Origin of the sequence: Methanimicrococcus hongohii (genome assembly GCF_032594095.1) — an archaeon.
Taxonomy (GTDB): Archaea; Halobacteriota; Methanosarcinia; order Methanosarcinales; family Methanosarcinaceae; genus Methanimicrococcus; species Methanimicrococcus hongohii.
The window spans coordinates 1,764,104-1,786,204 of sequence record NZ_CP131059.1; the positions used below are offsets into that span (position 1 = coordinate 1,764,104).

The 22,101-nt window shown below is 40.1% G+C and carries 17 protein-coding genes and 1 pseudogene; 8 read left to right on the forward strand and 10 right to left on the reverse strand.

The annotated features are described in order from the left end of the window. Positions 1-34 precede the first annotated feature (34 nt). Positions 35-1,417: an MATE family efflux transporter gene (locus MmiHf6_RS07975; protein ID WP_316557263.1), complete on the reverse strand. Its 1,383-nt coding sequence runs from the start codon at positions 1,415-1,417 to the stop codon at positions 35-37. Between the two features lie 221 nt (positions 1,418-1,638). On the opposite strand from MmiHf6_RS07975, the pseudogene MmiHf6_RS10185 reads away from it, so the two are divergent. Continuing rightward, a pseudogene (locus MmiHf6_RS10185) lies at positions 1,639-2,811 on the forward strand (restriction endonuclease subunit S); the annotation flags it as partial. A gap of 26 nt (positions 2,812-2,837) precedes the next feature. On the opposite strand, the gene MmiHf6_RS07990 reads toward MmiHf6_RS10185, so the two are convergent. The 7 genes from MmiHf6_RS07990 to purH form a co-directional block, all read right to left on the reverse strand. After that, positions 2,838-3,767 (reverse strand): tyrosine-type recombinase/integrase, encoded by a 930-nt coding sequence (locus MmiHf6_RS07990; protein WP_316557264.1) that lies wholly within the window; start codon positions 3,765-3,767, stop codon positions 2,838-2,840. Between the two features lie 75 nt (positions 3,768-3,842). Continuing rightward, complete coding sequence (locus tag MmiHf6_RS07995; RefSeq protein WP_316558664.1) at positions 3,843-4,322, reverse strand: restriction endonuclease subunit S; 480 nt, start codon at positions 4,320-4,322, stop codon at positions 3,843-3,845. A gap of 24 nt (positions 4,323-4,346) precedes the next feature. Further along, on the reverse strand, positions 4,347-5,042 hold the full coding sequence (locus tag MmiHf6_RS08000) for a restriction endonuclease subunit S (RefSeq protein WP_316557265.1): 696 nt from the start codon (positions 5,040-5,042) through the stop codon (positions 4,347-4,349). Further along, entirely contained in the window at positions 5,042-6,124 is a 1,083-nt protein-coding gene (locus MmiHf6_RS08005; protein WP_316557266.1) for a PDDEXK nuclease domain-containing protein, read from the reverse strand. Before MmiHf6_RS08005 ends, MmiHf6_RS08000 begins: the two co-directional genes overlap by 1 nt. Further along, on the reverse strand, positions 6,096-7,673 hold the full coding sequence (locus MmiHf6_RS08010) for a type I restriction-modification system subunit M (protein ID WP_316557267.1): 1,578 nt from the start codon (positions 7,671-7,673) through the stop codon (positions 6,096-6,098). The genes MmiHf6_RS08005 and MmiHf6_RS08010 overlap by 29 nt, the downstream gene beginning before the upstream one ends. Next, on the reverse strand, positions 7,670-10,807 hold the full coding sequence (locus tag MmiHf6_RS08015; RefSeq protein ID WP_316557268.1) for a type I restriction endonuclease subunit R: 3,138 nt from the start codon (positions 10,805-10,807) through the stop codon (positions 7,670-7,672). Before MmiHf6_RS08015 ends, MmiHf6_RS08010 begins: the two co-directional genes overlap by 4 nt. A 311-nt stretch (positions 10,808-11,118) precedes the next feature. Beyond that, entirely contained in the window at positions 11,119-12,744 is a 1,626-nt protein-coding gene (purH, locus tag MmiHf6_RS08020; protein ID WP_316557269.1) for a bifunctional phosphoribosylaminoimidazolecarboxamide formyltransferase/IMP cyclohydrolase, read from the reverse strand. A gap of 493 nt (positions 12,745-13,237) precedes the next feature. On the opposite strand from purH, the gene MmiHf6_RS08025 reads away from it, so the two are divergent. From MmiHf6_RS08025 to MmiHf6_RS08040, 4 genes are all read left to right on the forward strand, one after another. Further along, positions 13,238-13,492, forward strand: coding sequence for a hypothetical protein (locus MmiHf6_RS08025; protein ID WP_316557270.1), 255 nt, complete (start codon positions 13,238-13,240; stop codon positions 13,490-13,492). Further along, a complete protein-coding gene (locus MmiHf6_RS08030; protein ID WP_316557271.1) occupies positions 13,438-13,695 on the forward strand; it encodes a hypothetical protein in 258 nt (85 codons plus the stop codon). Before MmiHf6_RS08025 ends, MmiHf6_RS08030 begins: the two co-directional genes overlap by 55 nt. A 207-nt stretch (positions 13,696-13,902) precedes the next feature. Beyond that, positions 13,903-15,528, forward strand: coding sequence for a tetratricopeptide repeat protein (locus MmiHf6_RS08035; protein WP_316557272.1), 1,626 nt, complete (start codon positions 13,903-13,905; stop codon positions 15,526-15,528). A 129-nt stretch (positions 15,529-15,657) separates the two neighbouring features. Then, positions 15,658-17,217: a hypothetical protein gene (locus MmiHf6_RS08040; RefSeq protein ID WP_316557273.1), complete on the forward strand. Its 1,560-nt coding sequence runs from the start codon at positions 15,658-15,660 to the stop codon at positions 17,215-17,217. A gap of 101 nt (positions 17,218-17,318) precedes the next feature. Here the strand turns inward: MmiHf6_RS08040 and thiC are convergent, their stop codons facing one another. Then, the gene (thiC, locus tag MmiHf6_RS08045) at positions 17,319-18,614 is read right to left on the reverse strand and encodes a phosphomethylpyrimidine synthase ThiC (protein ID WP_316557274.1); all 1,296 of its coding nucleotides are present in this window, start codon (positions 18,612-18,614) and stop codon (positions 17,319-17,321) included. A gap of 91 nt (positions 18,615-18,705) precedes the next feature. Between thiC and MmiHf6_RS08050 the strand changes: the two genes are divergently transcribed. The 3 genes from MmiHf6_RS08050 (at position 18,706) to MmiHf6_RS08060 (ending at position 19,799) form a co-directional block, all read left to right on the forward strand. Next, a complete protein-coding gene (locus MmiHf6_RS08050) occupies positions 18,706-18,930 on the forward strand; it encodes a hypothetical protein (protein ID WP_316557275.1) in 225 nt (74 codons plus the stop codon). 198 nt (positions 18,931-19,128) lie between these two features. Further along, a complete protein-coding gene (locus MmiHf6_RS08055) occupies positions 19,129-19,326 on the forward strand; it encodes a helix-turn-helix transcriptional regulator (protein WP_316557276.1) in 198 nt (65 codons plus the stop codon). 2 nt (positions 19,327-19,328) lie between these two features. Then, a complete protein-coding gene (locus MmiHf6_RS08060) occupies positions 19,329-19,799 on the forward strand; it encodes a DUF6773 family protein (RefSeq protein WP_316557277.1) in 471 nt (156 codons plus the stop codon). Between the two features lie 54 nt (positions 19,800-19,853). Here MmiHf6_RS08060 and MmiHf6_RS08065 read toward each other — a convergent pair whose 3' ends face one another. After that, the gene (locus MmiHf6_RS08065; RefSeq protein ID WP_316557278.1) at positions 19,854-21,773 is read right to left on the reverse strand and encodes a sodium:solute symporter family protein; all 1,920 of its coding nucleotides are present in this window, start codon (positions 21,771-21,773) and stop codon (positions 19,854-19,856) included. Positions 21,774-22,101 lie beyond the last annotated feature (328 nt).

Consider the following 22,101-nt stretch of genomic DNA (forward strand, 5'->3'; position numbering starts at 1 on the left):
AAATCGAAAACTTTATAAAGAAAATGCCGGCTCATCAGCAAGCCGGACATTTTTCATACATTTCATGCATCTTTTCTTCTTTTTTCAGCGATTTCAGCTGGCGCAAAACGAACCACAACGTAATGGCCGTTGCAACAACGTCGGCAATCGGAAACGCGACCCAGACACCCGTCAGCCCGATGAAATACGGAATAATGGCAAGCACCGGAATGATTGCAAATTGACGAACGAGTGCCAAAATAAATGATGCGCGCGCTTGTCCGAGCGCCTGCATGAATGCGGAGCCGACAATCTGAAACGCGACAATCGGAATACTGACGTCGGCAATCCAATATGCGATGACTGCTTCATCGATCAGCGCGGCATCCGTCATGAACAGCGAAAACAAATCCGCGGTAAAAATGTATGTCAGCGCGCCGAGAATGAACGTGATTGAAACCGCCCAAATGGAAGAGACTTTTAAAATCTTTCGAACGCGGTCGTAATTTTTCGCGCCGTAATTGTAGCCGGTTAACGGAATCATTCCTTGGACAACGCCCATTGCGGGGATGATCACGAATCCGAAAATGCGGTTGATCAAGCCGTAAATCGCAACGGAAGAATCGTCGCCGTATAAATTGACATTGAAAATGACGATGATAAACATGATCGCAAGCGACCCTTCGCGCAGGAATTCTGAAATACCGACTTTGCCGATTTCTAAAAACGCGGGCTTGTTGAATTTCAGCCATTTCAAACTGAATTTGAGTTTGCTGATTTTGTAAAGGTAAAATGTCAAAATCACGACGCTTAGCATTTGGGACATAATCGTTGCAATCGCTGCGCCCTGGATTCCCCAGCCGAATTCAAAAATGAAAATGTAATCCAAAATCACATTCGTGATGCTTGAGACGGTATACATGCCCATCGAATACATCGAATTGCCTTCAGCCATGACGATTGCGTTGATCGTGACCGTTAAAATTTGAAAAGTGCATCCCAAAACGATCCAATACATATAATCGTACGCGAACGGAAGATTCGATTCTGTTGCGCCGAAAATGAGTAAAATCGGTTTCAAAAAAACAAGACCGATAACGGTACAAATGATCCCGACGACAAACGCCATGATGATCATGTTACCGACGCCCTTTTTGACGCGCTCGGAATCGCTTGCGCCAAATCCGCGGGAAATGAAAGATGAACCGCCGACTCCGACGCCGGCCGCTGCCGAGAGCAGCAGGTGTGAGACCGGAAACGCGACCGCGAGCGCGGCAAGTCCCAAGACACCGTCATCCCCGAGGCCGCGCCCGACGAAGACGGAGTCTACCAAGCCGTAAAGTGTTTGAATAACCAGACCGATAATTGCCGGCGCCGCAAGCCAAGCCAAAGCTTTGTTTATGCTGCTGCTGCCCATCAAGACATGTTTGTCAACCATTTATTATATTCACTGTCCTCTGTTCCTTCATCTTTTTGAATCGGGAATCGTACGAGTTTGAATTTTTGCCTGATTTGCTTTTCAGCTGCCCGGCGGCGTTTGAAGATTTGTTCATAAACAAATCTGTCAACATTCTATAAACTCATGATTTAAAAATTGCTCTGTTAATTTTTCTTTTTTACAATTTTGTCGGTTTTTAATTTACTGACGCTTGGGTACAGCGGAAGTTGGGAAAGCATTCTGAAATTTTGACAGGAGGAACACCAAAAACATCTGTTCCGGAATATTGGGAGCCCAAAGAAATTCCATGGATGTCATCAGGAGAAGTCAATAAAAGACGACTTGACTCAACTGATAACATGATTTCAAAAGAAGGACTAGAAAATTCAAGTGCACAGTGGGTGAAGAAATATTCTGTTTTGATTGCATTGGCGGGCCAAGGAAAAACTCGCGGAACTGTTGCAATTAACAGCATACCATTGACAACTAATCAATCAATTGCCGCCATTGTTCCAGATGAAACACTTCATTATGAGTTCATTTTTCAAAATTTAATGAAACGATATGAAGAGTTACGAATGTTATCTTCTGGTGATGAAACCAGAGGTGGGTTAAATAAACAGCTTCTTTCCGATATTATTATTAATTGTTCTAATGTCGAAGAACAAAAAGTAATTGGAAACTTCTTCCACACTCTTGATAACATTATCACTCTTCATAAGCGTAAGTTGGACCTGTTAAAAGAACTGAAAAAAGGTTATTTACAGTTGATGTTTCCGCAAGAGGGCGAATGTGTTCCACGAATAAGGTTTGATGGGTTTACAGAATCATGGAATAAATATACACTTGGAGAACTAGTTAATATTTCATCAGGGTTTACAGGGAATGCTGAGTTGAATGAAGGAATCTATAAAATAACAAGAATCGAAACAATTTCTTATGGGATTGTAGATGAAAATAAAATCGGTTTTTCCGACAAAGAACCAGAGAAAAAATATTTGCTTAACACAGGAGATATTTTGTATAGTAACATAAATTCTCTTTCGCATATTGGCAAAACGGCAATATACGAAGCAGAATTTGACTTATATCATGGCATAAACCTGCTACGTCTTGTTCCTAATAAAAATGTTGACAGTATGTTCATATTTTATTATCTAAATACTGAAAACAAAAGAAATTGGGCAATTACTCATGCTAATCAAGCAATAAGTCAGGCAAGCATTAATCAAACAGAACTATCTAAACAAAAATTTATAATTCCAAATATTGAAGAACAAATCATCATTGGTATTTTCTTTCACATTCTTGATAAGCAAATTTCCATCCAACAACAAAAACTAGACAAATTAAAACAGATAAAGACAGCTTATCTTCAAAAAATGTTCATCTAAAAGGCATAACAAATGCCTTTTCAATCCTAAATAAGCATGGATAAATGTTTCATAATTTTATCATGATCTTGATTTTCCAATTCTTGAATTATATGCAAATATGTTTCTTGCGTGGTGGTTACACTGGAATGTCCTAACCTTTTGGCAACACTGGCAACCGACACTCCTGCAAAAATAAGTAAAGATGCATGAGTATGGCGAAGACTATGTATAGAAATTATAGGAATTCCTGCTTTTCTACATAAAAAATTGAGACGATTATTGACTGTGGAATTAAATACTCGACCACGGACAAAAATAGGTTCATTCTTTTCCAAATCATTGGTTAAATCGAAAAATTGTACACTTAGTTGAATGTCTATAGAAATAGTACGAATTGAAGAGAGGTTTTTTGTTTCTCCGAAACCACCTTCGACACTCTTGTAGTCCCATGTTTTTGTGATTTTTATTTTTTGATTCACAAAATCAAAATCATTCGGTGTTAAGGCTAAAGCTTCGGAAAAACGAAGTCCTGTTTTGGCAATAAGGAGAATAAACCAATCCCAATTCGGTTCAGTTGTTAAAATTAGATTTTTTAACAAGGATTGAAGTTCATGTTGGCTTAAAAATTTTAATTTTTTCTTGACAGGTATTTTACCTTTTATGATGACTTTTCGTGTCGGGTCTGATGTAAGCAAACCTTCATCAATAGCATCTAAGATTGCACTTTTCAGATGATGATGAAAGTCCATCGTTGTTTGTTTCTCATGTGTTTCAGCGTAATTATTAAGCAGAATTTGATAACTTCGTTTATCAAGATCACAAATTTTTAAAGTAGGGGCAAATTCTGTAAGTCGTTGCAATGTCATCATATATTTCTGATATGTGACAGGGCGAACAGCTCCTTGTTTGTATAATTCTATCCATTCGGCAAAATATTCATAAAAATATTGATTTGTTCTTTTTTTTGCGGGCATAAGCACCCTTCTGAAATGATTCCGACATTAAGTTTATCGTCATCATATGCAGAGAGCTTACAATTTTTTAGTGGGTTATACAAACATTTTTTGTAAATAGGCTGTTTTTAATTGTTTTAATTGACCTAGTTTTAGATCTTGGGTGGTTATTTGCTCATCAAGAATATGGAAGAATTGACCGATAACTGTTTGTTCTTGGAATTTTGGAATCTCCACTATAAAATTTTCAATTGCATGCTTTTGAATATTAAGCAAACTACTTCCAACTCCCAACTTATAGAGCTTTTCTTGTTTGCTTTCCAAAATAGATTTCAAATAAAATGTATCTAAATCATCATTCTCATCTAGCGTATAATTATGTCCTCCTGACCAAAATTTTCCACTATAGTAATTTACAAAACCACATGATCCTCCTTCAGATATCATAACTTTTCCGATTCGATTTGATACATTTGTATATCCCAGCGGTGATTTCCCCCCATTGAATACGGGAATCGGGTTTTCATCAGTTTTGATAGAACTAATTTCTTGCTTTCCTTTTTGTTCACCTTTAATTACCGTTGCTACTTTGCTTAATTTCTATAGTTTCCATGATTCTGTAAACCCATCAAACCTTATTCGTGGAACACATTCGCCCTCTTGCGGAAACATCAACTGTAAATAACCTTTTTTCAGTTCTTTTAACAGGTCCAACTTACGCTTATGAAGAGTGATAATATTGTCAAGAGTGTGGAAGAAGTTATCTATGGTTGTTTGTTCAAGGAGTGAATTTGTTGCCAGTGTTTTCGTTTCTTTTAATATCTCTGTGTTAATAGATGGCATCGTTTGTCCTACGGCACGAGCTATAATATCTTTTTTAACTTTTGATGTTTCTAATAAATAATGAAGATATTCACCTCTTATTCCTTTAGACGGACGAACACGAAGCACTCGACCTGAAAATAGCCATCCTTCTTGAAATTCTGTAACGAGTGCATTGATGTCTACAGAGCCCACCCTTGAAAATACAATATCATTATTTATCAAAATATAAGCCCGTAATCTCTCGTAGTCATTGTCTGAAACTTGGGGTATATTCTCTTTATTTTTTGGTAATGCCCCGTCTTTGAAGTGCTCTGTAGTTACTATGGGTACTCCATTTTCAATATAATCTTCTGCGTGGAGTACACTTCCAAATGGACCAGTTCTAATTTCTGCCACTTCCCCCAACTTCCGCTGTACCCAAGCGTCAGTAAAGCCTTTAAATCGTATTTCAGGTGTATTTTTGTTCTCCATCATTTCACCTCATTCGATTCGGTTTCATACTTTGCTTTGATACGGCTTTCGATATCTTCTGCCGTCGGCAGCGTGTCGGCGAATTGTTCCGGCACAAAATCAGAGAGTTTGTATTCGCTGACGCCGATAGGTTTGTTTATGTCGCGCAGCGCATATTCTGCAATCAGCTTATCGCGCGATTTACATAATAAAATACCAATCGTCGGATTATCGTGTTCCCTTTTCAATATGTCATCCACGGCGGACAAATAAAAATTCAGTTTACCTGCATATTCAGGCTTAAATTCCGTATTTTTTATTTCAATCACAATAAAACAGCTCAATTTGAAGTTGTAAAAGAGCAGATCAATATAGTAATCTTGCCGGCTGATTTCCAAATGATACTGATTGCCGACATACGCAAAACCGGTGCCAAGCTCCATAATCGTTTTTGCGATATTCGCCACAAGTTCCTGTTCGATTTCACGCTCGATAATTTCTTTCCTTGCTTCAATAAAATCAAAAACATATGGGTTTTTCAATGTTTCCTGCGCGAGTTCACTTTGCGGTGAAGGCAACACGCTCTCAAAATTTGTTGTTTTGTCAGCAATCGCTTGCCGTTCGTAGAGTTTCATATCGATTTGATGCAACAGCACATTTCGTGACCAACCGTTTTCAACAGCTTTATTCGCATACCAAATATACTGAGGTATGTTGGAAGAAAACTTGTCCATGAGCAGTTGTAAATGGTACCAAGTTAATTGTGCAAGCGGTTCCTGCACGATTTCATTTTCCGGAAACAACTCTGCAAATTTACGCATATACTTCAAATTTCGAACAGAATAACCTGTCGTATCCGGAAATTCATTTTTTATGTCACGGGCGAGATTGTCTATAAACTTGTTACCCCATTCACTGTTTTCAATGATTACCGTACCTATACTCCAATAAAGAAGAATCTGCTCACGGTTTACGCCCAATACCGCTTTATATTGCGCGTTTTGAATCTCTGCCTTGACTCGCTCAAGTACATCAAAGTAACTTTTGTCATTTATCAGCACAAAAACTCCCCCTTTACACAAAAATCCGCTTTGTAGCTTCAATTATTTCTTTTGTTTCATCTGTGACGGCAAGTTCATCAAGTAAGCTCAAAAAATCCGCTTCATTCTGTTTTATTTGTAAATTCAGATCGACCATTTCACGGCTGAGCGCAACAATATCAATTTGTTCCTCTTCTTCAAAAGTGTCCACATAACGCGGAATGTTTAGATTATAGTCATTGCTGACAATCTCTTCAAAATCGGCGACATGGGCATATTTCGGAATATCTCCTCTATTTTTATAAGTGTCAACGATTTTTTGAATGTCCTCGCTTCGCAAATTGTTTTGATTCTTCTGTTTTTCAAAATCTTTAGACGCGTCAATAAACAAAACATCACGGTTCCCGCGATTTTTCTTCAAAATCAGTACAACGGTTGGAATACTGGTTCCGTAAAAAATATTTGACGGAAGCCCGATAACGGCATCTATTGCGCCCATTTCAAGAAGAGTTTTACGAATTGTGCCTTCGGCAGCTCCTCTGAACAAGACGCCGTGAGGTAAAACAATTCCCATAGTTCCCTTTTCATTTAAATGATAAAATCCGTGAAGTAAAAAAGCAAAATCCGCTTTAGATTTTGGTGCAAGTTTGCCGAAGCGCTCAAAACGCGAATCACTCAAAAATTTATCGTCTGCACTCCAAACGGCAGAATAAGGCGGATTCATAACAACCGCGTTAAAAAGATACGGCTCATCTGTCGGCCAGTCTTCATCAAGCGTATCCCCATTTCTAAGACGCATTTGACTATGTTCTACATTATGCAAAATCAAATTCATTCGGGCTAAATTGTAAGTTGTTGTGTTCAATTCCTGTCCGTGATAATGCACCTTCATCGGATTTTTTACAAATCGGCGAATGTTCAGCATTAAAGAACCGGAGCCCATCGCAGGGTCATAAATATGAAACGGTGCAGTATTTTCTTGCCCGATAGATACGATTTCAGAAATGATTTTACTGACTGCCTGAGGTGTATAAAACTCACCCGCTTTTTTCCCGGCTCCGGCAGCAAATTGCCCGATTAAATATTCATAAGCATCTCCGATAACATCGCCGTCGTGTCCGAAAAGATCTATCTCATCAAGAGCTTTTATGACTTCTGTTATGGTGACATTACGCTGCTGCGCATTTGAACCCAGCTTGGTTGATGTTAAATCAACATCATCAAACAATCCCGTAAAATGTTCCCCTTGCCGCCCAAGTTCAATAAAAGCATCCTGTAAATCCGAAATTTGAAGTTCATATTCAGCGGCTTTTTTCCTGAGAGTATAAAACAAATAATCGGGTTCAATGAAGTATCCCAACTTTTTGGATATTATATCTTTAATATTCGCCGCATCATCATTATACCATTCAAGAAGTCCTGTAAATTGTTCATCTCTGCTCGGATACTCTGAAATCTTGCCATGCTCTTCTTCATATACGGCACGCAATTCTTGATCAGACAGATATTTATAAAAAATTAAGCCAAGCAAGTAGTTTTTATACTCACTTGCATCCATCTTGCCGCGCAATATGTCAGCACTTGCCCATAATTGATTGTTTAATTCGCTCATTGTTCACCATCTCCATCCTTATCTATAATATATTTCAATTCGCCGGCAAAATTGGAAAGTTCATCCCTTAACGGGAGGAGGTTGTCTTCGATTACCTTTTTCCAGTATTCTTCTATCGTACGACGGCGTTCTCTAAATTTTTTATTGAATTTATTCTCAAAATTATCTTTCGTCAGAGCAGACTTATCAATAATTACATTGATGTACGGAACATCTCCCTTATCTTTGCGATACTCATTGAAACTCACCTGCAAATCTTCTTCGGGCACTTCCAAAACGACGGCAGTTTCATTTATTATCTCTTTGATTGTACGCTTGAAGTGTTGATCAACTTTGTTTATGATTTCATGTTCGTCATCAAGATCCTCTAAAGCATCTTCATAAGCCGCCTTAACGATCGGAACTTTATTTTTGATGATTTCATAAAACTTTTGTTTACTGCTCTCGTTTTTTATATCCCGCAAAAGCTGGCTGATATAGTAACTGTCTATCTTTTCTTCACGAATTGCCCGTTGGTCGGGAGTGAACTCAATTTCCAAAAGAGTGTTGATTTCTTCCTCACCGATATCTTGCTTTGCAAGCTCTTCTTTTATTTCAGCTTTAAGATTTTCTATATGTCCGACCTCTTCAGTAATCACATCAACTATCTTTGATAAATCTGTAAATTCTTCTTCATATTCTTCGTAACTTTTTATTGCTTCGCTGAACTTTTCCATTGACTGGAATGTCTTTACAACAGCAAGCCGTTTTCTAAGGTCGGTCGGATCTTCTGCCAATATTTTTTTGGCTTTTTGAAACTCTTTGTGCGCAGATTTGAAGTCTTTTTTAACTTCTTCGTATTCTCTCGGTATAAGTTTTTTCCATTCTCTGTCCTCATTTGAAAACAAACGAATCGCATTTCGTACGTTTTCAGTCATCGTTTTAGGTTTTCGGAAAGTAACAATCATGCCGATATTTTTGCCGGGATATGTACGGTTTGTACGAGAAAATGCCTGCAGAAGTTTTTGGTACTTCATCTCTCTATCTACGTACAGAGTTTGAATCGTGGGCGCGTCAAATCCTGTTAAAAGACGGTCCACAACAATGACTAAGTCCAGCCATTGTCCGTCTTTTTGGTATTGCATATCTTTTCGAGCTAAGCGATTGTTTATGTTTTGGTTATACAAATCCGGATCAGTATAATTCGTGCCGAACAAATCATTGTATTCCTTCATTATTTCATTAATTTCCTCGTTAGCCGTATTTATTTCATCTTGGTTTTCAGCGATAGAATACGTTATGGCAACTCTTGGAAAATTCGGATCATTTAAACTTCTTCTTTCATCTAACGGTTTGCCTGTTATGAGATTGCCGGAATTTTTTAATTCTATCAGCTTATGATAAATCCGTTTTGCTTGGGCAATTGAATGTGTTGTCAGTATAGCACTCATTGTCGGCATACCGTTAATAACTTTGAATTTTTCCAAAACAGATTGATGCTTGAAGATTTTTTTAAGCATTGCTTCGATGTAAGCATCGTTTTCGTAGTATGAAACATCCAAAAGAGCTTCACGATATATGTCATCCATTGAATCCAGTGTGAAAACCGAATCGGTCGGATGTCTATCTCTGACTATACTCAGATACATTTGATTTTCTGCTTCTTCAGTAAGCAGAGAGTGATATTCTACTTGAAAATTTAGTACCGACTTGTCGTCCATGGCATTTTTGGTTGTATAAGCATGAAGAAGCTCACCATATTGGTCGAATGTGGTTCGAGCATAAGTCCCGTTCTCTTGTTTTTGATTTTCTTCAAATATGGGTGTTCCGGTAAGCCCGAACCATGTAGATTTCGGGAAAATCTTTTTAATGCTTTTCATTTCTTTGTCGGAGACAGCTCTATGACATTCATCAACGATGAATACAATATGTTCACCTTTAAGTTTTTCAAATTTATTTGTCTCTGTTTTTTTGGTGTCTCTGATGGCGTGGCTCAATTTTTGAATGGTTGTAACTATGATTGTATTGTTGTTCTTTTTACTGAGAAAGTTTTCAACTAATTCGCGCCTGTTATCTATACCAACGATGAGTGTGTTGTCTATGGCATCTCCCGTTGTTAATCCTGTATTGTATTCGGATGCAAATTTGCCAAATTCATTCTTTGTTTGACTGTCTAAGTCCTTTCGGTCTACAATCATTACTGTACGAGCAACGCCGCCGGCAGATTGGGCTAATAATTTGGTCGCAACAAAGCTGGTTATTGTCTTACCGGAACCGGTCGCATGCCAAATAAAACCGCCTTCGTGATCATATGCTTGCTGCATTATTTTCTTTATTGCATGAATCTGGTATGGTCTCAAAACCATCATGAATTTTTGACTTTTTTTATCATCAACCAAAATCGTAAAACGGCTTACCAATTCATGTGCCATGGGGATGCTGAGGACTTTTCTGGTAAAGTCATATAAATCTTCAACGGGAGTATTATCTGCCTCTCTCCAGTTGAACAAGAACTTTTTAGCAGACTCAAAATCGGTGTTTGTCCTTGGACGAGCAAAATATTTTGTAGAAACTTTGTTACTGACGACAAATATCTGCGTTGTCGCAAAAATCCCGTCAAAAAAACCCGCCTGCGCATATCTTTCGATTTGATCAAAGGCTTGATGATACCCGTCTTTAGCATATTCGTTTTTTAGCTCAATATGTATTACAGGCAAACCGTTTATAAGTAAAGTTACATCGCCGCGGTGACTTTTTGATGTATTTTCACATTCAGGAACAATTTGATTAACCACTTCATAACTGGATATGCCGCCTGCAATGTCTTTATTGCTGAAAAGAATAAGTGTTGCATTGCCTTTAGAGATATCTTCACGTTCAATGGTAATTTGTGCAATTCCGTTTTCACCCCGCAACCATTGGGAAGCCAAAAAAGGCGTTGCTGTCAAACGCTTAAATTCATTTTTCACTTGATTAAATTCATTGTCTGTTAACGGTTCACCATTCAATTGTGCGAGATTGATACGGTTAATATGTCGACGCAAATTTTCCCAAAGGGCAGCTTCTGTTTTCAAATCGGGTCGATATGTCCATTGATTTTCTCGTTGGGTCAAAATATCAATGAAAGTTTTTTCGATTTGATTTTCAGATGTCATAGTTTCCTTTCCATTACTTATTCACATTAAATCAATATCTGTCATATTTTTCCATTTGTATTGACAGTTTTCTATTTATTACTATAATTTCCAAATAATGAAATTAATAAGCTTTATACAATTAATAAAATCTTATGGGTGTATATTTTAACAAAAAGTTTTGGTAAAATAATGTATTAAAAATGAAACGGGATTTGCATTCATTTCAAAAAATACATATTGATTTGAAAAATTCAATTCGTATAAAAGTTCAAAAAAGAAAATGAAATGAATCCGGAAAAATAATTTCCCGTTTTCATATCAATTATAATTTAATGCAGGAAATGGCGCATCCCTGTAAAGACAAGTGAAACGCCGAGTCTGTCCGCGGTTTCAATAACTTCCGCGTCTCGAATCGAGCCGCCCGGTGATAAAATGTATCGGAGGCCGAATTCATTTGCGTAAACAACGCTGTCGTCGAACGGGAAAAACGCGTCAGACGCCATGACACATTCGGAGAACACTTTTGAGACATATTCTTCGTATGTCATCGCTTTTTGAAGTTCTTCGTTTCTGTCATACATTTCTTTTAAATTGTTTCTTGCTTTCGGCGCCGCCAATTTGCCGATGGAATCGACACGGTTGGGCTGGCCCGCGCCCATACCGAGCAGCATATAGTAGCCCGGCTCATATTCGTAAGCAATCGAAATCGAATTGGATTTAATGCATTTGCAGGAACTCATTGCGAATTCGGAAAGACCTTTTTTGGAATCGGGAAACGCTGCTTTCGTTACGATGTCCCATTTCTCAAAAAGACCGATGTCGCGTGTCTGCTCCAAAAGTCCGCCTGTGACGTGTTTGTAAACGTATTCGCTGTCAAACGGCTTGTCAAATCCGTCGAGCTCAAGAAGTCTGAGTGTTTCGCTTTTGTTTTTAAGAATTTCAAGTGCTTCCAATTCAAATCCGGGCGCGACGATGATTTCAATAAATTTTTTATCCAAAAGTTTCGCCGTTTCAACGTCAAAAATGCGGTTGACACAAACAATGCTTCCGAATGCGGAAATCGGGTCGCCGTCCCAGGCGGCTAAGAACGCGTCTTTCAATGTCTTTCCGGTGGCAAGGCCGCACGGATTGTTGTGTTTAACGATGACAACAGACGGGTCTTTGCTGTGCAGATCTTTCAGCGTCAAAAGCGCGTTGTCGATATCGATATAATTGTTGTAAGATAGTTCCTTCCCGTGAAGCTGTTTTGCATTTGAAATGTTGGGGCCGAATCCGTTTAAGTCTTTGTAATATGTTGCTTCCTGGTGCCAGTTTTCACCGTAGCGCAGTTTTTCGCCGCCGACAAAAGAGAGGCGCTTGACTTTTTCGTCTAAAAGCGCTTTGCTGAGGAACGTATCAACGGCGCTGTCATAATCGGCCGTGTGACGGAAGGCTTTGACGGCTAACTTTTTCTTCACGTCGTAAGAAATATCGCCGTTTTTATTCAGCTCGGTGGAAACGACCGCATAATCGGACGGGTCACAGATGACGGCAACCGATGCGAAATTTTTGGCTGCGGATCTGAGCAATGTCGGGCCGCCGATATCGATGTTTTCAATCGCGTCTTCCAATTTGACATCGGGATTGGCAACGGTTTCTCGGAACGGATACAAATTCACGACAACAATGTCGATTGCGGAAATGCCGTTTTCTTCGGCTTGTTTCACATGGCTCGGATTGTCGCGGAGATAAAGCAGACCGCCGTGGATTTTCGGATGAAGCGTTTTCACGCGCCCGTCCATCATTTCGGGAAAACCCGTAATGTCTGATACATCTTTAACGTCGATTCCTTCCTTTTTGAGGAGAGCGGAAGTGCCGCCGGTTGAAATAATTTCAAAGCCGTTTTGAGTAAGCGCTTTTGCAAATTCGGAAATACCTGTTTTGTCCGAAACACTGATCAGTGCTCTTTTGGTCAAAAAAATCACCTTAAATTTCAAAAATTGAAATGTTTGTTAAAATAATAGAAATTTGAATATGAATATGAATATAAATTGAATTTGAATATAAATTGAATTTGAATATAAATTGAATATGAATTTAAATTTTAAATTTAAACTTTGAAAAATTAATTTAAATTTTTATTTTTAAAAACAATAATTTGATTGTTATTTTGTCTAAATTTGTTTAGATCTGTTTGATTTTGTAAATTTTTTAATTTAATTCGGATTGAACCCCGTTAAAGAGCTGCTTGAAAAATAAAAACCTTTTGAACAAAAAGATTTGGTTTTTGTTTCTTTGAAAGACAAACATCCAATTTTCAAAATCGTTGAACCTGAACGCCCGATAAAACCCTAAATAAATGTTTAATCTTTGGAAAAAAGAAGGCGTTCCGTTTTGAATAATTTTGATAAAAACGATGTTTCAATCATAATATATATAAATAAAAAGACAAAATACCGCCCCCGCAAGTTGAGTTTCCGAAGCGTAAGCGGAGGAAACGAGACTTGGCGGATTCTTCCCATACGAAACAAAAAATTAAAAACTGTCCGATTTCTCAGCTTCGTTCGGCTCCTGCAAAGTATTATTCTTACAACTGTCTTTTGCCGGCAGCTTCCGACTGAGCCTGTTCGTCTGCAACTGTCTTTTAATGTTGCTGTTGCGGGTCAGGTTTGCGTTGCTGCCGGCGGGACGGTCTCGGTTTCCGCCTGTATCTGCTCATTTTAATCGTAATCCGTTCGCATTCGCGAACGTGCCGCCGCTACCTACAGGTTTCTGTTGCCACCGCTACCTTTAGGTTTCTGTTGCCGCTGCCGGGGCCGGTTTACGCCGTTGCTGCCCGTCACTGCCGCCGCCGCGCGCGAACCGCACATTTTTTAAAAAAATATTCAAAAAGCAAGTTGATTTTTTCAAAAATAATCAAAATGTGAATCGCATTTTAAAAAATAGACGAAAATGTGAGTTGCATTTTTAAAAAGTAATCAAAAGACCAAAAGACAAAAAGACAAAAAAACTTATCAATCTTGTAAGACTCTGACTAAGTAAGAATATTCCAATTGCCGCGTCAGATTATGTTTCATTCATTGAATCACTTTGCGGCGCGGTGAAATATTATTTTAACGGTAAGGTCTGTCAAAATGAATCACACAGATAAGCGGTACGAACAGGGAAAGGCTCTTCTCGCCGAAGGCCGAAACGACGAGGCTGTTACGATTTTTGAATCGCTGACTCAAGATATGCCGAAGTTCAAAAAGGCTTGGGAGAAGTTATCTTTCGCTTATATCAACTCGGAGCGCCCCGAAGATGCCGTCCGCTGTTACGATGAAATTTTAATCCGTTATCCGAAGGACGCTTTTGCTTTATATCAAAAATCCGTTTTGGAAGAAAAAACGGGACAGCTCGATTCGGCGCTCGAATCCATTGAAAAAGCACTCAAATACGAACCCGAAAACGCAGAATTTCTCTATTCCAAAGGATTCGTTCTTTATCGAAAAAAGCGCTTGAACGAAGCCATCGGCTGGTTTGACAAAGCGCTTGACATCGATCCGTATTTCTTTGCCGCGGCCGATTACAAATGCTTGTGCCTGATGACGCTCGGCATTTACGACGAGCTCATTCTCTCCTGTTTGGAATATATCGATCGTTTTAAAGATTTCATCGATCATGATTCGTTTCCCTCCGTCGATATGGAAAACAGCGATGGCGGGCATGGCAATGAACACGGCAGCGGGCACGCCAATGAACACGGCAGTGAACACGACAATGAACACAGCAATGAGCGCGGCGGCGAACTTTTCGGCAAAGAATCCGAAATCATCAAAAAAGAAGACATTTGGCATCTTTACAGCTACCTTTCTTTTTCATACATGAAGCTCGGCGCTTTCCGCCAGGCCGAAGACATTCTCATGAAAGAGCTTGAATTCGATTACGAAAAATCCCGCGTTTACTATTATCTCGGCTTGGTTCAAAACGCACTCGGCAAATACGATTCGGCATCTTCTTCTTATCTTTTATCGCTTGAACACGAGCCCGACTTCATTTCCGCCCGCATCAATTTAGGCTCCGCTTACGGCAAAGCCGCGGAAGCCGAATTCAGAAGAGCCGGAAAAATCACAGCCGAAGCAAACGAATTGTTCAAGAAATCTCTATCAACATTTGAAATTGTTTTAGCAAAAGAGCCTGAAAATTTAAGCATTCTTTACGAAGTCGGCAGAATTTATTTGGAACTCGGCGACCTTGAAGATGCGGAAAAAGCGTTCAACGATGTTCTCCGCTTGGATCCCGGTTTTGTTCCCGTTTACGAATATTTGGCAAAAATGAAATTCAACGCCGGCGATTACGAATCGGCGCTTTCTTATTTGTCGGATGCTCAAGTCAAAGACCCGTTCAATTACGAAATTATGAATCTGACGGGCGTTATTTATTCCAAAAAAGGCGACAACGATTTTGCTCTGAAATGCCTGATCCGCGCCGAAATGCTGGACCCCGCGTGTCCGAAAGCGCATTACAACAAGGCGCTCATTTTCATAAAAGAAGAACGCTTTGAAGAGGCGGCATCAGCGCTTTCTCAAATCAAGGAAATCGATGCCGAAGAAAACGGCATTTCTTACGCGAAAGTTTTGAACTTTTACGGAACGGCGCTTCAAAATGTCGGAAAATACGAAGAAGCTCTTGTCGTTTTTGAACAACTTTTAAAAATCGCGCCGGAAGATGAAAGCGTGAATGAAGTTGTTTCGATTTTGAAAAATGAAGTGAAATTATAATAAAAACATCGGTTGTATAATTTTATTTTCATTTCATTATTTATGCGAATAATCTTATATGCTATGACGTTTTTGTTATATTCGGTTGCTTTTTGTAAAATTAGGTGATATTATGGTGTATAAACGTTCTTGTTTTATCTTGTTACTTTCAGTGATGCTTTTTTAAGTATAAGCACAGCAGCAGCGGACAGTGAACCGACTTTAATTTCAACGGCAGATGAATTAGCTCAGATCGGCGATTCAGAAGAGAATTTATCAAAAAGTTACATTTTGACAGAAAACATTGATTTGTCTGAATATAATGGAGGAATATGGATTCCGATCGGGACTGCGGATTCTCCGTTTACCGGAAATTTTGACGGAAACAACAAGACAATTTCCAATATGAATATTAATTGTGAAGTGCCGTTAACAAATTTCGGTCTTTTTGGTTCCGCAAAAGAAGCAAAAATTAATAATGTGGTCTTAGCGGACGCAAAAATTCAAGCAGAAATTTTAGATGCAACAACGGACATGTATTTTGGTTTAATTTCAGGATTTGCTCAAAATTCTTCTGTACGTAATTCTCAAATCCTTAATGGAACTGTTTTGATTTCGGGAAAAAGTACATCTGATTTGTATGTCGGCGGTTTGGTCGGCCGCGTCAATGAGTCGTTTATTGATAATTGTATTGTAAATGCAGATATCAAAAATGCAGATCCCAATGTAGAGGTTGAATGTTATTATCTTTTTGCAGGCGGAATTATTGGGTGCGGGCAGCATAATGTAATTTTTAATTCCGGTACCTCCTCCACAATTAATGTGAATGTAAACAGTACAAATGCCTATGTCGGCGGAATTGCCGGTTATTCAACGGTGTATATTTCTCAAGTTTGTATTATGAATTCATATTCATTGTCTGATATTATTGTTAAAGGAAGTGTGACGGGTGGTAATTATCCAGTCGGCGGAATTGCCGGATATTTGTGCGATGATGCTGTTAACAATTATTTTGCAGGAAATATTTCGAATATGGATGATAATCCCAAAAAAATCGGCGCTGTTTTTGGAGTCGCTTGTTATGATGCTGAAATTGCCGAAAACACCATTGCAAATTCATTAATTCAATACAATTACTATGACAACAGTTTGGAATATCCCGGTGTTTCAGCTGTTTCTTCTAAAACAGGTGTAACTGAAATTCCTGAAGAATGGACAACAAAACTTGCAAATTCAAATATGATCGCTTTAAAAGGAAATGATGCTCTTGTAACTTTACTGAACCAAAACATTCCGTTTCTTTTAGAGACTGCCGATTCTCATCGTGGTCTTCTCGGAGACAGCACTTGGAAAGACCTCGTTCAAAAACATGATGTAGAAGTTATGTTTTATTCTTGGACAATCCGCAGCGGGGAGTATCCGACGCTCAAAACATCTGAGTCTGCCCGTAAAGGAGGCAACGGTTTCGGTCAAGCGACTGTTATTGATCCTGTTCCTGTTGAAACAGTTGAATCTGATAAAAAGACTGATGTTGAAAATTATCCTGAAGAAACGATTCTTCCTGTTCGGGGAGAAGAGACAAATGATAATCTGACATCTGACAGCTACGGTTCTGAAACGCCGAATTCCAAAATACTTTATTATATCTTGGGAGCAGGCTTCCTCATCCTTTTAGGTTCAATCGGCTGGATCGTTTTAAGAAAAAGATAATTTGTTGTATGGACGCACTTCCTGTTTTCTATTATTTGCAGGAAGCTAAGTCCACTTTTTTATAACTATACATTCTTTTCAAATAATGAAATAAAACGGTTTCAGTTTCCTTTTTGCCTTCCTTTTTCCAACTCTCTTTCAACGATTTTCATCGCGCACAAATCGCCGCACATAGAACACGCCTCTGACCCCGAACTTCGCGCTTCGCGGACGGCGCGGGCGTGCTCGGGATCGATTGCCAAACTGTATTGCTTCTCCCAATCTAAATTTTTGCGCGCCAATCCCATCGCATCGTCGCGTTCTTTTGCTTTTTCTCTCACACCTTCTTTGACCAAATCCGTTGCGTGCGCGGCAATCTGTGCGACCAGCATTCCTGTTTTAATATCGTCTGCCGTCGGCAGCGCCAAGTGTTCGGCGGGGCTGACCATGCACAAAAAGTCTGTTCCGGCAGCGCCTGCGATGGAGCCGCCGATCGCGGAAGTGATGTGATCAAATCCGGGCGCAATGTCGGTGACGATCGGCCCGAGCAAATAAAGCGGCGCGTCGTGACACGTTTCTTTCATGAATTTGACGCTCATTTCAATTTTATCCAGCGGAACATGCCCCGGGCCTTCGACAAATGTTTGAACAAAAGCCGCTCGCGAACGTTTTACAAGTTCGCCGAGAACAAGAATTTCTTCAAACATCGGCGCATCTGCCGCATCATGAATACATCCGGGGCGCATGCCGTCGCCGAGACTGAGCGTCACATCATATTCTTGAGCGATTTCAAGCAAATAATCAAATTCCGCGTAAAACGGATTTTCGGCATTATTGTGACTCATCCAAGCCACTGTAAAAGAGCCGCCGCGGCTGACGACATCGGTTATTCTGCCGGATTTCATCAGTTTGTCAACGGTGGTTTGATTGATTCCCGCATGAACCGTCACGAAATCAACGCCCTGTTCGGCATGGCGGCGAACGGCGTTGAACATATCATCGGAAGTCATTTCAACAACCATCGGCGCGGTTGCGGCGGCATCGTAAAGCGGGACCGTTCCGATCGGAACTTCGATTTCCGATAAAATTCTTTTTCGAATCGCATCCAAATCGCCGCCCGTTGACAAATCCATGATCGCGCCCGCGCCGTATTGAACGGCGACTTTTGCTTTTTTGACTTCGTCTTCCATGTCTTTATAATCGCGGGAAGTGCCGATGTTGGCGTTGATTTTTGTACTCATGAATCTGCCGATTCCTGTCGGTTTCGTGTTTCGGTTCACATTTTTCGGAATCGTTACGAGTCCTTTGGCGACAAGCGAACACAATTTTTCGGGTTCAATCTTTTCAATTTCGGCAACCGTTTTTATCGTTTCGCCGACCGTTCCGTTTTGACATTCTTTCATGAGTGTATGAGTCATAGAATTTCACTTACAGCATCGTGTTATAAATAATATTTCAAGGTGCTGCCGACATTTTGATTAATTATCATTTTGAAAAAACAGTTAGGGTTTGCAGCGGGAGGGCGACACCTGTTTCCGGTTGGAGGGCGGCGCCTGTTTCCGGTGGGAGGGCGGTGTTTGCGTTGCCGATTGGAGTGTGGTGTTTGTTTGCAGTTGGAGGGCGGTGTTTGTTTGCGCTTGGAGGGTGGTGTTTGTTTGCGCTTGCCGTCAGGTTTGCGTTGCGGCAGCAGCTGCCGCCGCCGCGCGCGAGTCCCGCCATTTTTTAAAAATTTAAAACTTGCTCCCCGTTCTTATTTGATTCTTTATCTCGTCCCCGTAATTTTCCGAATATTTCGATTTCGTCTTCCACTTTTCATCTTCAGTCATTTGACAAAACGTTTCATTTTATTGACAAAAAGACTTATATATTTGACATTTGTTCTATTATTTGTGACACAAATTCTGTGAAATATTTCAAAAGGAATGTGAAAACATGACTAAAAATCTGAAAATCAAAGCCGCTCGCGCTGCCAAAGACATGACTCAAAAAGATTTGGCAGAAGCAGTCGGCGTGACAAGGCAGACAATGAACGCGATTGAGGCGGGCGATTACAACCCGACGCTCAATTTGTGCATTGCAATTTGTAAAGCTTTAGGAAAGACATTAGACGAATTATTCTGGGAGGAATAAAAATGACGACAAATTCAAAAATTGACTCCTATTTATCAAAACATTATGATGAAAAACAATTGCTTGACAGGTACAGAATTTCTTTTGAAACGATGTGGCTGACTTTTCTTCTGATCTTCGTCAGCGGCATGGTTAAGATATTTTACGGCCCGTGGGCGGCCGATAATACTGAAATGATGGTTCTGGTCTCATTACCGATCGCGTATTTTATGGTCCGCTCGGTTCTGAAAGGCGCATACTTTTCGGTTCAGCAGAAATCGTATGCCGGAACTCTTATCTTTTTGGCTGCCATCGGCCTTCTCAATATCGGTATTTCGGCGGTAAGCCTCATGAACAACGGCTCAATCATTGAAAACGGCATGCTGTCCGAAAATCTTTTTCAGTTTTTCCTCGGACTTCCGTTTATACTGATTCCGATCGCTTATTTGATCAAGAAAAAGGTCGGCAAAAACGATGCGGAAGATGACGAATAAAATAAAAAAGAACAGAGCGGATTTTTCCGTTCTGTTATTTGTTTTTGATGTTCTTTAGATTGCTTTTCTGTCTTCCAACTTGATGAAATCTGTCAAAATGCCCATCGACTGGAGCGTTTCAACGATTTCTTTGTAAGCCAGATAAATTTCAACCTGCGCAACATCTGTTTTCTCAACGCGCGGTTCTGCCGCAATCCAGATTTCCTGCTCATTGTTGCCGCGCGAAATCATCGGGCAGGAGAGCAAGTCGGCGTGGGTGAGACGGTAAACCGTGTTTGATCCGGAAGACGTAAACCAAGCCGTATTTTTTGTTCTGAGTTCTTCAATGAAGCGGTCCCAGTTCAAAGGCGCGGATGCTTTCAAATCCAATTGCAAGTGTTCGCGCTCGCCGTTGACTTCTGTGTGAAGAACATCGCGGTAGCCGCCATAGTCGCCGGATTCGGTGTTGACTTTTGTCACTTCATCCGTTTCAAGTTTCTTGGCTTCGTCGTCGAAGAACGGCGCCAAATTGTAAACGGAAGATTGTTTTGTTATCAAAGAGAAAATAACGATTGCAGCGGCACTGAGGAACATACTGACAATGACACCGTGGCATGTTAAAATCGGGCTGATCGTTTCCAAATAGTAAACGCCTGCCTCATTTGTGCCCATGTACATGTCAACAATAACCAAACCGATCTGACAGACACCGCCGATGACCAGTGATGCGATTGCGCCTTCTTTGGTCGCGCGCTTCCAGTAAAGTCCCACCATGAGCGGGAAGAAGTAAGCGGCACTTGCAATGTATGTCGCAATGTGGATGTATTCAATGATGTTGATGTCTGTAAACGCAATCAATGTCGCGCCTAATATGATAATTAAAACCGCGATTCTGTTGACGATTTTTAATTGGTTCATCGTCGCGTCGGGTTTAATGTATCTTTGGTAGATGTCGCGGGAAATCGTAGAGCCGCCGGAGGTCGCAAAAGTGTCCATGCAAGACATTGCGGCAGCGGTCAGACCGAGCGCGATCAAAATGAGGATGATCGACGAATAATTGCTGACGGAGAATGCCAAAAGCGCAATTTCCGCTTCTCCCATTCCTGTAATTTCGGGGAATAAATAGCGAAGACCAAGACCCAAGAGACAGCAGCAAATGCCGAAGATGATGAAGATCAAGAAAGATCCCAAGAAGAAACCGTTTCTTGCATTCTTTTCATCTTTTGCGGCCCAAACTTTCTGCCACTGGTCGTGTTCGGAAATCCATCCGGGAATAATTGCGACACAGAAAATCAAAACCATCGGAAGACCGATTGAAATCGGATTCCACCAGCCTGTTCCGGATTGAGTGCTTGTAATAAAGTCGCCGATGGAAAGTGCGCTGAGGTCGGATGCTGTCATCAAAACGGCAATGGTCAGGAAGATCGTCACGCTTGCCAAGAGGATATACTGAATCACGTCTGTCCAAACGACAGCGGACAGTCCGCCGAGCATGACGTAAGCCGAAACGGCAACGGCAATTAAGATTGCGGCGTAAATCGGGTCAAGACCGAAGAAGACGTTAAAGATAAGCATTAAACCGGAAACGTCGGCCGCTGCGAAAAGCATCATGACGATTGCGACAATAATTGCAACGGGAAGACGAATGGAGCCGGCATATCTTTGTTCCAAAAGTTCGGGCTGTGTGATGGCCGGCAGACTTTTGATTTTAGAAACCAAAAGACCGATGACGAAAAGAGCAATGACGTTCGGAGCTGCGAAGGTCCAAATGGATCCGAGACCGCCGATTAAATAGGATGCTGTCACCGCTAAAATACCGCCGCCTGTGATCCAGGAAGCTGCTGCGGAGAAACCGATTGGGATGTAGCCGATTTTTCTTCCGGCTAACCAGAAATCGACAACGGATTTCTGTTTTTTACTGTAATACCAGCCGATAGCAAGCAACACAAGAATGTAGATTGCCAGGCAGATACCAAACATAACTAACATGTCCATAAAAGTTCACCTGTAGTTTTTACAATTAAAATTACAATTAAAATTAATGTGACTCGTTTTTCAGGTGTTTTTGCAAAACGCTCATAAACAACCTTTTTCACAATTCCTCATAAATGATTGTGAATAAAATGAAAAATATGTTTAAATTCATTTTAATGTTTCGTTAAAATTAATTGAATTGATGTCAATTTAATTTGATTTTTGTCCGTCAAGATGACCTTTTTCTGAAATTTGTTTGGCAATTTAATTGAAAATAAATCTTTTAAAAATCAGCCCGTTTTTCAGAAAAAATTTATGTTTCATTATCTATTTATGATTCAAAATAATT